We start from the raw sequence: 12,291 nt of genomic DNA on the forward strand, positions 1-12,291 counted from the left end.
TATTAGGCACGCCGCCAGCGTTCGTCCTGAGCCAGGATCAAACTCTCCATAAAAGTTGAGTTGATTCGCTCAAAATGTATCGCTAACGATACTAAGTTATTTCAACCTATCGAATGATAGGATTTAATTGACGAGAAAACATGTTTCTCTATTTCGCTTGGCTTTTGTTCAGTTTTCAAAGAACTAATTTATCGCTCATCGGCGACTTAATTACTATACCAAAAATCTTTTTCGCAGTCAACACTTCTTTTTAATGAAATGTTTACGTCTTTTTGGTGACAAGAAACAATATAACATCTATCTGTTAACAATGTCAACACTTATTGCCGCAATACACCACTTATTGTGTATTACGGCGATTTAAAACATACTTCATTGTTTCTTTCGGTGGAACAAAGCGTTTATATATCTTAAAAACAATTTGATATTTTTCTTCCATAGCGCGTTTTACAACTTCATCAATCCGCGGGTCTGATAAATCTAAAAGCAACTCTTCCATTTCTCTTTTAAGCATGTACTCCACTTCTTGAACTTCTTTTTCATTCAATATAACCCCTAACACAGCAATCACCTCGACTATTGTGACTAAACAACTATAAATACATATTTTTCTTTTAAAATTGTTTTCAATTTGTTCCAATTTTATTCATATCTTTCCTCTTTTAGCCATAGATTGGTCATAACAATGGACAAGGAGGGTAAGCAATGAACTTCTTTTGGATCTTTCATGCAAAGCGCATTAAGCAATTATCACTTATAATCATCGCAGCTTTTTTTACCGCTGGTTTGCTTTATGTAGAACGTTCACAAATCGCCGTCTTCTCTACCCCTGATGGCCCTCAAGCATTTTACAAAGCAGAAACCGATGATAAACAAATTGCGCTAACCTTTAATATTAGTTGGGGAGAGAATCGGATTGGTCCGATTTTAGACATTTTAGACCAAAAAGAGGTCGATCATGCAAACTTTTTTATTTCTGCCTCTTGGGCCGAGCGATTCCCTGATGTGGTAGAAGAAATTAAAAAACGAGGACATAACATCGGGAGTCATGGTTATCAATACAAAGACTATACGAATTGGGAAGATGAGAAAATAAGAAAAGACCTTAATCAAAGTGGCCAGATTTTATCTGAACTGATTGGAGAAAGACCTACGCTATTACGTCCACCAAATGGCTCTTTTGATAAACGTGTCTTACAACTAGCAGATAGACAAGGCTATAGCATTGTTCATTGGAGTGTAAATTCAAAAGATTATCTAAATCCTGGTGTTGATGCTATCGTTAATGCAGTGGTACCTGAAACCGACTCTGGAGATGTCATACTATTTCACGCATCCGATTCTGTAAAACAAACACATAAAGCTCTACCAATCATCATCGACCAGCTTCGCGGAAAAGGTTTTTCATTTACAACGGTCGAGGATCTTATGGCCAGCACAAAATCGGAAAATGAAGAAATAAAATAAGAAAGACGGCGTGGTCGTCTTTTGAAGAAATGAGTAGAGCCGTTGCTATGATTTTAAGCCTTTTAGGTATGCTTCCTAAAAGGCGCGCAACGTGTGGAACCATTTCCCCACTTCGAATAATCCAAAAAAAACTTCGAAATCTTTATATTTTAAGAAAAACCACAAGCCTCGTTTTTTTCAAAAACCTCCCTAAAAAAGGACGTTCGAATGTTTCTCCCAAAAACTTAGGGGAAATCATTAGAACGTCCTTTTTCTCATGCACTCTATGCCTTTTTCGTTAAACGATGAAGAATGAGCACTTGCCAAGTATTGGCTGTAATTAAAGGAGTTAGATATAACCATAACCACTTAGGATCATTTACCGTTAGTGCTGGCACCCACTCAATTGCGGTAACAACAACAATAAAGAAAAGAGCAGGGATAAATGCCCCTTTGTTTGTGTCTTTTGCCTTTAAATAAGCAACGACAAGTCCGTAGCCTAACAGCAATAGTGGCATGACCATGTAATTAAGAATCGTTTCATCCTGCTTTGCAAAGGCTATATATCGAAAGTAAATTAAATCAAAAACCACAAAGGCAATAATAATGATTTGGACGTAATTCCAAAGCTTTAGCGACTTAAACAAACCAAGACCAAAGCGATGAATCGTTAAATAAGCAAAGAAACCCATCTGACTCACAAGACTAAATGCAGCACAAATACCAAGAAGCCATATAACACCAAAGACTAAATTTAAAAAAGAACCTTCTGTATAAACATGATACTCTAATATAAATCCAACAATCGCACCACTGATACTCCCTACTAAAAGAGTGGTGAAAAACAAGTAAACCACTTTCCGACTGTCCACAGGCAAATCCTCCATTATTCAATTATGCTTACATGATTGTAACAATCCCTATAAAAAATTGCTAGATGTTCTCATATAGTCATGCATAATTACCGAAGAAATATCTCAAATTAATGACAAAGCGATCGAAAGGAGCCGCACCAGCATGAAAAAAATTACGTATTTTTTTGCTTTTTGTCTATTCTTAGCTATTTTTACTAGTTGTGCAGCGGCTGAAAATGGCGGAAGCAGCAGCCCAGATTATGAAAGCACGAAAAAAATGATGGTTGATATGCTACAAACAGAAGAAGGGAAGAAGGCAGTACAAGAAGTTCTTAGTGATGAAGAAATAAAGAAAGAGCTCGTGATGGATACAGAATTCGTAAAAGAAACGATTCAAACAACATTAACCTCAGAGGAAGGAAGGAAGTTCTGGCAAGATGTTATGAAAGATCCTGAGTTCGCTCAGACATTTGCTGAAAGTATGCAAACGGAAAATGAAAAGATACTAAAAGGATTAATGAAAGATCCAGAATACCAAACCATGCTGATAACCATATTACAAGATCCCGAAATGGAAAATGCCTTTCTTGAAACAATGAAGTCAAAAGAATATCGCCAACAAGTCATAGCCATTATGTCAGAGTCATTTGAAAGTCCTTTCTTCACAGGAAAGATTAATGAAATTCTAACCAAGGTTGCCGAGAAACAAATGGAGAAACAAGACCAAGCGGAAGGTGGAAAAGAGGCAAGTGCCGAAGAAGGTGGAGGCGGTGGTGAATAACCATTAAAAAAAAGCCCTAATGCGAGGCCACTGAAAAAGGTTGCTTTTTCAGTGGCCTTCTAATGCGGGCTTTTTTTAATTCGTTTTTTCGATTATTCTTTTTGAAATTTGCTCGTAAATCTTTCCGATTTTATGGTCCGCACTATAAATAGACGGGGCAAAATCTTCTTTATTTATTTCAGGCTGTCCAAGTGGGATTTGTCCAAGCAACTCCGTTTTTAACTCTTCGGTTAGGCGCTCTCCCCCACCTTTACCGAACACATATTCCTTCTCACCAGTCACAACGCTTTCAAAATAGGCCATATTTTCGACAACACCTAGAATCTCATGGTGCGTTTTAATCGCCATTGTTCCCGCACGTGCTGCTACAAAAGCGGCTGTTGCATGCGGAGTTGTAACTAGTATTTCTTTTGAGTGTGGGAGCATCGTATGAAGATCGAGTGCGACATCGCCAGTTCCAGGCGGCAGATCTAGTATCAAGTAATCCAATTCTCCCCATTCTACTTCGGTAAAGAACTGATTTAACATTTTGCCAAGCATTGGACCTCTCCATATAACAGGGGCATTGTCTTCAACGAAGAACCCCATTGAAATTACTTTAACACCGAAACGTTCAACTGGATAAATACGATCAGCAATCACTTTCGGTCTTTCTTCTATTCCCATCATATCAGGTACACTAAATCCATAAATATCTGCATCAATCATACCGACTTTTTTACCTAAGCGGGCAAGAGTCGTTGCAAGATTTACAGAAACGGTTGATTTACCTACTCCACCCTTTCCACTTGTTACAGCGATAAACGTCGTCTTGCTAGAAGGGGCAAGAATCTGAGGTCCATTAAAAGCAGGCTCATTCACACCACCAAGTTTCTGAAGCTCTTCGTTCGTTAATTCCTCAAAGCGAAGGCCTACTGACGTCGCACCTTCTCCTTTTATCACATTCACAATCTCTTGCTGTACTTCCATTTGCTCAGGCGTTCCTGTTTGTGCAAGTGCAATTTTCAAACTGACATTTCCTTCTTTAATTTTCACTTCACGAAGGCCACCAGTTTCAATAAGATCTTTATTTAAGTCTCGGTCTTTTACTCGTTTTAATGCCTCGATGACTGTTTCTTCTGTTATCAATACGGACACCTTCCTTTTTCCAATTATATGCCTAGTATAGCATAGGAAACTAGTAGAGGTTGTTCAAGAAGGTTATTTTTTCCCTTCTTGAACAACCTCTATCGCGTGAGTCCCAGTTTATTGTCACTCAGGAACTGACTCCCCTGTATAATGGCGCAAAATTCCTTGATAAATGGATGCAGCAATCTTTTGTTGATACTCTTCTGTTTGCAATAACTCAGCTTCAGTTGGATTCGATAAGAACCCGGCTTCGATTAGTACACCTGGAGTTTCAGCATGCTTTAACAAGTACACATTATGGATCGGTTTTGCTTGTCGACTTGTATTTTCTAAATTTCTCCGTACCTCATCTTGGACAAATTTTGCAATACGTTCGTTTTCTGGAATTGTCCGATTGTAAAACGTTTGAGCCCCACTCCATCTTGGAGACGGTATAGCATTAAGATGAAGACTGACGAAAAGGTCGGCATCTGAATCGTTTACGATATCGACCCTGCGCTTTAAATCCTCATTCTTCCTTTGACGCACTCTCTTCGTATCTGCATTTGCTAAATCGTGATCATCTTCTCTTGTCATTAATACAAGTGCGCCTGATTCCTGCAAATAATCTCTAAGCTTTTCGCTAATAAGTAGCGTCACTTCTTTTTCAAGAATGCCACTCTTGGAAACCGCGCCACCATCAATCCCCCCATGACCTGGATCAACAACAATCACCTTTCCAGATAACGGTAAGTTCCATGAATTCCATGAATCATTACTGACAAATTGATATTGAATAATAAATAGCAAACCAACGACACCTAAGGCAAAAGCTCCACCTTTTAGCCACTTTACCAGATTCACTAACGATCCCTCCTCGCCCACTACCCTATATATATTGGGACAAGGTGAAAATTATGAAGAGTCCACTAAAAAAAATTGGACTTCATACTTATAAATGAGGAAAAGCAGCTATTTAGTTCTAAATGTATTAAAAATACTCTATATTCCCATTTATTAATGCAATCGTAATCGATACCGTTTCTCACCTTCTTTAAAACCTTGGGTCCACCAGTCGTCAACAAAGGCTTCTACCGCTACCTTTAATGAGTCAAGTAAATAGTCAGAATCAAGCAACCACCCTTGTAATAAATTAAAGATACAATGGGTGATTTCCGTTAATTCATCATCACAACGTTCTTTAACTTGTTTAATCGATTCACCTAAATAACCAAATTTCCCATATTCAGCACCTAATAAAAACGCATCAATGGCCATGTCCATGCAAGGATCTAATAAAAATGGATGGGAAAGAAAATGAAAAGGAACAACAGGTTTAAAATACTCATTCACGTTTGCTTGAAGTTTCTTTAATGAAAGATTACGTAAGACACTCCGTTCAAATTTCCACTGCTTTTCCCTTCGTTTTTCAGATAGCACCGTAACAGCCATGAACCTCCGCCCCTTTCCTTTGTTTTCTTTTAGTATGACGATTGTAAAGTTCGAGCATGCTATGGAAAACTTGTCGATATTGTCCAATCATGAACCAAAATTAGTCAAGGATGTATTATCTATATAATGAAACAATAATTATTGTATGAAGAAATAAAAAAAGACCCCCACCCAAAAGGATGAGAGTCTTCCAAACAACGCAAGTATTAACGTTTTGAGAACTGAGGTGCACGACGTGCTGCTTTAAGACCGTATTTCTTACGCTCTTTCATACGTGCATCACGAGTTAAGAAACCTGCAGTTTTTAATGAAGGACGGTTGTCAGGATCTACTTTAAGTAGAGCACGTGCAACACCATGACGGATTGCGCCCGCTTGTCCTGTGTAACCACCACCATCAACATTTACGTGAACGTCATATTGACCTTCAACACCTGTTTCAACAAGTGGTTGTTTTACAATAAGCTTTAAAGTTTCAAGACCAAAATATTCATCTAATTCGCGACCGTTGATAACGATACGACCGTCACCTGGCAATAGACGCACACGAGCGACTGAATGCTTACGACGACCTGTACCATAATATTGTACTTGTGCCAAAATAATACCCTCCTATCGATTAACCACGAAGTGTGTAAGCTTCTGGTTTTTGAGCTTGATGTTTGTGTTCATTACCTGCATAAACGTGAAGTTTCATGCCTTGTGCGCGTCCAAGAGTGTTCTTTGGAAGCATTCCTTTGATCGCTAGCTCAAGCATACGCTCAGGCTTGTTTGCACGCATGTCTGCAGCTTTTGTCATTTTTAAACCACCAGGGTGATTTGTGTGACGGTAGTAAATCTTGTCATTTAATTTGTTACCTGTTAAATGAATTTTCTCCGCGTTAATGATGATTACATGATCACCAGTGTCAACGTGAGGAGTAAAAGTCGGCTTGTGCTTACCACGTAGGATAGAAGCAACTTCTGAAGCTAGACGACCAAGCGTTTGACCTTCAGCGTCTACTACAAACCACTTACGATCAGTTTCATTTGGCTTTGCCATATATGTTGTACGCATGAATTTCCCTCCGTATTTTAAAAATCAATTAATAAATTTAAAACCAGTGTCTAATGTAACATTCCGAACCCGGGGCTAGTGGGTTTTGGAATTACCATCTAACATCATATAATATTCAAAACACAATGTCAACAAAATGTTACACTAGGCGTCGTTGTCATATTATATTTTTTTATAGAGGCTGTACACCTCTATGCTATGAAATCTTCAATGTCTACATTCTAATGAACCTTTTTCATTAATAACTGATAAGAAACTATATTTTTCAACATTTAATAGCGCTCGCTAAAAATAGAGTTCTCATAAGAAACCCTCCAAAGATACAATCCATTGCCAGGTGCTGTTTTACCTGCTACTGTACGATCCATTGCCTGCAAAATCAACAAGAGTTCGTCAACTTCTCGTTTCAAAGCGCCGATTTCTAGTAGAGTACCAACAATAATCCGCACCATATTGTACAAAAAACCATTACCAACCAGTTTAAAGACGATTTCATCCTGATCTAAAACAATAGAAATATCAAATAAAGTCCTAACTTTATCTTTCACGTCAGTATTAGCCGCACAAAAAGAAGAAAAGTCATGTTTCCCGATTAGGTGCTCCGCTGCTTTTTGCATCCGCTCTATGTTCACAGGATACGTAATGTGATGTGTTAAATTCCTCCTAAACACATCACCTTCTTGTCTGACTAAGACACGGTAGTGGTATTCTTTCTTTATTGCATGATAACGAGAATGAAACGTTTCTGATACATGATTTGCCTCAATGATTCTTATATCACTTGGAAGACAAGCATTAATTGCTTTAGGCCAACGAATGAGGGGAATATCTAAGCTAGAGTCAAAATGGACAACCTGACCCCTAGCATGAACACCGCTATCTGTTCTTCCTGAAGAATAAATACGAATCGTTTCGCCTTTATGAATTTTAGATAACGCCTTTTCTATTTCCTCTTGAACTGTCCGACTGTTTGGTTGCACTTGATAGCCGGAAAAATGTGTGCCCTCATACGTTATCCATAAAGCAACTCGTCTCACCTTAATCATTCCTTTCATATGAAACGTAACAAAATAATTATCAGTCCAAATCCTAAGCAACAGAGTAGCGCCAATGTATCTTGAAACTTCCATCGGAGAATCCTATATTTTGTTCGCCCAATGCCCCCACGATAACCACGTGACTCCATGGCAAGAGCTAACTCCTCTGCTCGATTGAACGCACTAATAAACAATGGTACAAGCAATGGCAGTAGTGCTTTGATCCGTTCACTGAATGGCCCAGATGTAAAGTCAACCCCTCGAGCCATCTGTGCCTTCATAATTTTCTCAGTTTCTTGCATGAACGTTGGGATGAAACGTAAGGATATCGACATCATGAGTGCTAATTCATGAGCTGGCAATCCAATTTTCTTTAAGGGGCTAAACAACTGCTCTAATCCATCAGTTAAATCAATTGGTCTTGTTGTGAGTGTAACAAGTGATGTCAGCATAATAATGGTTATAAGTCGTATCGCTATCGAAACACCTTGTCTCAAACCTTCTTCATAAAAAGTGAAGAAACCAAATCCAAAGATAACATCCCCTTCTCTTGTTAAGAAGAGATGTAGGATAAACGTAAACAAGACGATCCATAATATCGGACGTAACCCTTTGTATATAAATGGGATTGGTACTTTTGAGAGTAAAACCATTCCAAACGCAAACAGAACGACAATTGAATGAGCAATCCAATTGTTAGCTAGAAAAATGACAAATACTAATACAAATACACTAAGTAACTTAGAACGTGGGTCTAGACGATGCAAAACCGAAGAAGTAGATACATATTGCCCGATAATGACATTTTGCAACATTGAGCTACTCCCCCTTTTTGGTCACGAGATTCGCTAAAAAATTAGATGTACCTTTTACATCAAATTCCATAGGGACTTCACTAAGTTCGAATTTCTTTTTAATATTTTGTAGAAAACTGACCGATTTAGGTAAATCTAAGCCAATCTCATTTAATCTAGACACGCGTTCAAAAATAAGCTCTCTTCCGCCAATCATTTCAACCATGCCATTGTGAAGGACGATAATTTGATCGGCATATTTAGCCGCATCTTCCATATGGTGTGTAACGAGTATAGTTGTTGTCTGATGTGTCTTGTGATAATCATAAAATAGGTTCATGATGTTCACTCGGCCCTCCGGATCAAGACTCGCAGCGGGCTCATCTAACACTAATACAGAAGGACGACTTGCTAGTACACCCGCAATGGCTACACGACGCATCTGACCACCACTTAATTGAAAGGGAGAGACCGATAACAGCTCTTCTTGTAAACCAACGAGTGGCATTAGCTCCCTCGCCCGTTTTTGAGCTTTCTCTTTACTAAGGCCAAAATTAACCGGGCCAAAAGTGATATCCTTTTCAACTGTCTCTTCAAAAAGCTGATGTTCGGGGTATTGGAATACAAATCCAACTTCTTTACGTAACCCTTTTAAGTTTACTTTTTTTTCACCGGCTTTGATTACGTACGAACCAACTTGGACGGTTCCACTTGATGGCCGCAACAAACCATTTATATGCTGGATAAACGTCGACTTCCCCGAACCAGTATGACCAATAACAGCAGTAAAGGACCCTGAGGGAATGGTCAAAGAAAAATCTTTTAAGGCAACTTTCTCAAATGGAGTACCTTTCATATAGCAATGGTCTACTTGGCTGAATACAATGTCCATAGTTCACTGATCAGCTCCTCTTGTGTTAAACAAGTATCAGGCAAAGAAATTCCTTGCTCCTCTAATTGATTTTGCAATTCAATAGAAAAAGGTAGGGAGACGCCATAATCGGTTACTACATCCGCTTGAGAAAAGACCTCTTTCGATTGACCATCTAAGACAATTTCGCCATTATTAAAAAGCAAAATACGACTTCCGATCACAGCCTCATCCATGTCATGGGTAATCGTAATAATGGTAATTCCCTGTTGATGAAGCAAATGCATCGTCTCAATCACTTCTTTTCGACCAATGGGGTCCAACATCGATGTTGATTCATCAAATACAATCACCCTCGGTTCCATTGCCATCACACCTGCAATAGCAACTCGTTGTTTTTGACCACCAGATAAGCGGTGAGGTTCCTCTTCTAGAAGAGGAGTAATACCAATTAACGAAGCATACTTCGTAATCCGTTCCTCCATCACTTCCCGTGTAAGACCTAAATTCTCCAAACCGAATGCAAGATCATCTCTTACTGTTGTAGCGACAAATTGATGGTCAGGATTTTGAAAAACCATTCCGACCACCTTCCGAATATCCCATACTTCATCTTCAATAAGAGTTGAATATCCAGACACGTTTACTGACCCTTGTGATGGGACGATAATCCCATTTAATAAACGACCAAAAGTTGACTTTCCAGAGCCATTTCGACCTATAACAGACACCCACTCATTCGCTGTAATCGTGACACTCACGTCGTTCAAGGCGTTGCTATTAGCATTTTCGTATTGATAGGTGACATTCTTTAAAGCAATTAATGCAGTCATGAGTACACCTCTCCCCCAAAAAAACAGGCAAACAAAAAAGGGCCCAGAGTCAGAGCATACGTGCTCAGATCTGATTTGCCCTTTGTCGCCTCATCTATTCACTCATGTATCAAATGAATTATACAAGCTCAATAATAACCATTGGTGCACCGTCACCACGACGAGGACCAATTTTAAGGATACGTGTATAACCACCTTGACGCTCTTCATAACGAGTTGCAATATCAGAGAAAAGTTTTTGGATAGCGTCTTCGCCAGTCTCTTCGTTTGCTACTTCTCTACGGATGAAAGATGCAGCTTGACGACGTGCATGTAAATCTCCACGCTTACCAAGTGTAATCATTTTCTCAACGATTGAACGAAGCTCTTTCGCTTTCGCCTCCGTTGTTTCAATACGCTCGTTTATGATAAGATCTGTAGCTAAATCACGGAATAGAGCCTTACGACCAGCGCTATCACGACCTAATTTTGCGTATGCCATGTTCGATTCCCTCCTTTGTTACGTGCTCGCCTAGCGAACAATTCTAATACTTACCAAACCGTCTATTCTTCTTTACGAAGACCTAAACCAAGTTCGCCAAGTTTTTCTTGCACTTCTTCTAATGACTTACGACCAAGGTTCCGTACTTTCATCATGTCTTCTTCAGACTTATGAGTTAATTCTTGAACCGTGTTAATGCCCGCGCGCTTTAAGCAGTTGTAAGAACGAACAGAAAGATCTAACTCTTCAATTGTCATTTCAAGAACTTTTTCTTTCTGATCTTCTTCTTTTTCAACCATAATCTCAGCGTTTTGAGCTTGATCTGTCATCCCTACAAAAATATTCAAATGCTCAGTTAAGATTTTAGCACCTAAAGACACAGCCTCTTCAGGACGGATGCTTCCGTCAGTCCAGACATCAAGAGTTAGTTTGTCATAGTTAGTTACTTGACCGACGCGTGTATTCTCAACTTGATAATTCACACGTGATACAGGTGTATAGATCGAATCAATAGGAAGAACTCCAATTGGTTGATCCTCATTCTTATTGCCCTCTGCAAGAACATAACCACGACCACGTTTAGCAATTAGACGCATATGTAAGTGTGCACCTTTTGCAAGCGTTGCAATGTGAAGATCTGGATTTAATACTTCAACATCGCTATCATGTGTTAAGTCATTTGCTGTTACGACACCTTCACCTTGGATGTCGATTTCAAGGGTCTTCTCTTCATCAGAATAGATTTTAAGAGCAAGCTTTTTTAAGTTCAAAATAATTGTTGTTACATCTTCTACAACACCTTCGATCGTAGAGAACTCATGTAACACAGAGTCAATTTGAACTGAAGTTACAGCAGCGCCTGGTAAAGAGGAGAGAAGAATACGACGTAAGGAATTTCCTAAAGTGGTACCATAACCACGTTCTAATGGTTCTACCACAAATTTCCCATACTTTGCGTCTTCACTCACTTCAACCGCTTCAATAATTGGCTTCTCAATTTCTATCATTAAACAAACCCTCCTTCAAAACGTCGAACTCCGGTAGACTGCAAGGATTGCCTAACCGGATAACCAGTAGGCAATTCCTAAGCTTTACACCAATTTTGCCAACAGGACCGTTACCGCTCTATCCATTATTGACAAATTAGGAAAATCTATACAAAGATTAATTCCGTTATACTCTACGACGTTTTGGCGGACGACAACCGTTGTGAGGAACTGGAGTAACATCTTTAATCATGTTGACTTCAAGACCTACAGCTTGTAAAGAACGGATTGCCGCTTCACGACCAGCACCAGGTCCTTTAACAGAAACCTCGACAGTCTTCATGCCATGCTCCATAGCTGTTTTACCAGCTGCTTCAGCAGCCATTTGGGCAGCAAATGGAGTTGACTTACGAGAACCTTTGAATCCTAATCCACCAGCACTTGCCCAAGAAATTGTATTACCATGCGTATCTGTGATTGTCACAATCGTATTATTAAACGTTGAACGAATATGAGCAATACCAGTTTCAACATTTTTACGTTGACGACGCTTTGGACGAGTATTCGTTTTCTTAGCCATTTTTTATGCGACC

Annotated in this window: 16 protein-coding genes; 2 read left to right on the plus strand and 14 right to left on the minus strand. The window is 39.2% G+C overall.

What is annotated here, in order from left to right:
* Window positions 1-340: 340 nt before the first annotated feature.
* Window positions 341-562, minus strand: a complete 222-nt coding sequence (locus SLH51_RS15655) for a hypothetical protein (protein WP_335962364.1) — start codon at window positions 560-562, stop codon at window positions 341-343.
* Between the two features lie 143 nt (window positions 563-705).
* On the opposite strand from SLH51_RS15655, the gene pdaB reads away from it, so the two are divergent.
* Complete coding sequence (gene pdaB, locus SLH51_RS15660; RefSeq protein ID WP_335962296.1) at window positions 706-1,467, plus strand: polysaccharide deacetylase family sporulation protein PdaB; 762 nt, start codon at window positions 706-708, stop codon at window positions 1,465-1,467.
* Window positions 1,468-1,730: 263 nt separating this feature from the next.
* Here pdaB and SLH51_RS15665 read toward each other — a convergent pair whose 3' ends face one another.
* The gene (locus tag SLH51_RS15665; protein WP_335962297.1) at window positions 1,731-2,318 is read right to left on the minus strand and encodes a KinB-signaling pathway activation protein; all 588 of its coding nucleotides are present in this window, start codon (window positions 2,316-2,318) and stop codon (window positions 1,731-1,733) included.
* Window positions 2,319-2,463: 145 nt separating this feature from the next.
* On the opposite strand from SLH51_RS15665, the gene gerD reads away from it, so the two are divergent.
* On the plus strand, window positions 2,464-3,081 hold the full coding sequence (gene gerD / locus SLH51_RS15670; RefSeq protein ID WP_335962298.1) for a spore germination lipoprotein GerD: 618 nt from the start codon (window positions 2,464-2,466) through the stop codon (window positions 3,079-3,081).
* 75 nt (window positions 3,082-3,156) lie between these two features.
* Here the strand turns inward: gerD and SLH51_RS15675 are convergent, their stop codons facing one another.
* The 12 genes from SLH51_RS15675 to rpsK form a co-directional block, all read right to left on the minus strand.
* Complete coding sequence (locus SLH51_RS15675) at window positions 3,157-4,209, minus strand: Mrp/NBP35 family ATP-binding protein (RefSeq protein WP_335962299.1); 1,053 nt, start codon at window positions 4,207-4,209, stop codon at window positions 3,157-3,159.
* 123 nt (window positions 4,210-4,332) lie between these two features.
* A complete protein-coding gene (gene cwlD / locus SLH51_RS15680) occupies window positions 4,333-5,046 on the minus strand; it encodes an N-acetylmuramoyl-L-alanine amidase CwlD (protein WP_335962365.1) in 714 nt (237 codons plus the stop codon).
* 159 nt (window positions 5,047-5,205) lie between these two features.
* Window positions 5,206-5,640, minus strand: coding sequence for a YbaK family protein (locus SLH51_RS15685; protein ID WP_335962300.1), 435 nt, complete (start codon window positions 5,638-5,640; stop codon window positions 5,206-5,208).
* 206 nt (window positions 5,641-5,846) lie between these two features.
* Window positions 5,847-6,239, minus strand: coding sequence for a 30S ribosomal protein S9 (gene rpsI / locus SLH51_RS15690; protein ID WP_335962301.1), 393 nt, complete (start codon window positions 6,237-6,239; stop codon window positions 5,847-5,849).
* 19 nt (window positions 6,240-6,258) lie between these two features.
* The gene (gene rplM / locus SLH51_RS15695; RefSeq protein WP_335962302.1) at window positions 6,259-6,696 is read right to left on the minus strand and encodes a 50S ribosomal protein L13; all 438 of its coding nucleotides are present in this window, start codon (window positions 6,694-6,696) and stop codon (window positions 6,259-6,261) included.
* A gap of 272 nt (window positions 6,697-6,968) precedes the next feature.
* Complete coding sequence (truA, locus tag SLH51_RS15700) at window positions 6,969-7,733, minus strand: tRNA pseudouridine(38-40) synthase TruA (protein ID WP_335962303.1); 765 nt, start codon at window positions 7,731-7,733, stop codon at window positions 6,969-6,971.
* Between the two features lie 14 nt (window positions 7,734-7,747).
* A complete protein-coding gene (locus SLH51_RS15705) occupies window positions 7,748-8,548 on the minus strand; it encodes an energy-coupling factor transporter transmembrane component T family protein (RefSeq protein ID WP_335962304.1) in 801 nt (266 codons plus the stop codon).
* Window positions 8,549-8,552: 4 nt separating this feature from the next.
* A complete protein-coding gene (locus tag SLH51_RS15710; RefSeq protein ID WP_335962305.1) occupies window positions 8,553-9,419 on the minus strand; it encodes an energy-coupling factor transporter ATPase in 867 nt (288 codons plus the stop codon).
* Window positions 9,395-10,231 carry an energy-coupling factor transporter ATPase gene (locus SLH51_RS15715; protein WP_335962306.1) on the minus strand — a complete coding sequence of 279 codons (837 nt, stop codon included), beginning with the start codon at window positions 10,229-10,231 and terminating at the stop codon, window positions 9,395-9,397. The genes SLH51_RS15710 and SLH51_RS15715 overlap by 25 nt, the downstream gene beginning before the upstream one ends.
* Before the next feature lie 118 nt (window positions 10,232-10,349).
* Window positions 10,350-10,712 carry a 50S ribosomal protein L17 gene (gene rplQ, locus SLH51_RS15720; RefSeq protein WP_335962307.1) on the minus strand — a complete coding sequence of 121 codons (363 nt, stop codon included), beginning with the start codon at window positions 10,710-10,712 and terminating at the stop codon, window positions 10,350-10,352.
* A 62-nt stretch (window positions 10,713-10,774) separates the two neighbouring features.
* Window positions 10,775-11,719 carry a DNA-directed RNA polymerase subunit alpha gene (locus SLH51_RS15725; RefSeq protein ID WP_335962308.1) on the minus strand — a complete coding sequence of 315 codons (945 nt, stop codon included), beginning with the start codon at window positions 11,717-11,719 and terminating at the stop codon, window positions 10,775-10,777.
* A 166-nt stretch (window positions 11,720-11,885) separates the two neighbouring features.
* A complete protein-coding gene (gene rpsK, locus SLH51_RS15730; RefSeq protein WP_335962310.1) occupies window positions 11,886-12,278 on the minus strand; it encodes a 30S ribosomal protein S11 in 393 nt (130 codons plus the stop codon).
* Window positions 12,279-12,291: the final 13 nt, after the last annotated feature.

Origin of the sequence: Halalkalibacter kiskunsagensis (assembly GCF_037027555.1) — a bacterium.
In the GTDB taxonomy this organism is placed as follows: Bacteria; Bacillota; Bacilli; order Bacillales; family Bacillaceae_D; genus Halalkalibacter; species Halalkalibacter kiskunsagensis.

Excerpts from the sequence above, each read along its gene's own strand:
- pdaB (WP_335962296.1), top strand. The coding sequence starts at position 706 with ATGAACTTCTTTTGGATCTTTCATGCAAAGCGCATTAAGCAATTATCA.
- gerD (WP_335962298.1), top strand. The coding sequence starts at position 2,464 with ATGAAAAAAATTACGTATTTTTTTGCTTTTTGTCTATTCTTAGCTATT.
- SLH51_RS15685 (WP_335962300.1), bottom strand. The coding sequence starts at position 5,640 with ATGGCTGTTACGGTGCTATCTGAAAAACGAAGGGAAAAGCAGTGGAAA.
- rplM (WP_335962302.1), bottom strand. The coding sequence starts at position 6,696 with ATGCGTACAACATATATGGCAAAGCCAAATGAAACTGATCGTAAGTGG.
- SLH51_RS15705 (WP_335962304.1), bottom strand. The coding sequence starts at position 8,548 with ATGTTGCAAAATGTCATTATCGGGCAATATGTATCTACTTCTTCGGTT.
- SLH51_RS15710 (WP_335962305.1), bottom strand. The coding sequence starts at position 9,419 with ATGGACATTGTATTCAGCCAAGTAGACCATTGCTATATGAAAGGTACT.
- SLH51_RS15715 (WP_335962306.1), bottom strand. The coding sequence starts at position 10,231 with ATGACTGCATTAATTGCTTTAAAGAATGTCACCTATCAATACGAAAAT.
- rplQ (WP_335962307.1), bottom strand. The coding sequence starts at position 10,712 with ATGGCATACGCAAAATTAGGTCGTGATAGCGCTGGTCGTAAGGCTCTA.
- SLH51_RS15725 (WP_335962308.1), bottom strand. The coding sequence starts at position 11,719 with ATGATAGAAATTGAGAAGCCAATTATTGAAGCGGTTGAAGTGAGTGAA.
- rpsK (WP_335962310.1), bottom strand. The coding sequence starts at position 12,278 with ATGGCTAAGAAAACGAATACTCGTCCAAAGCGTCGTCAACGTAAAAAT.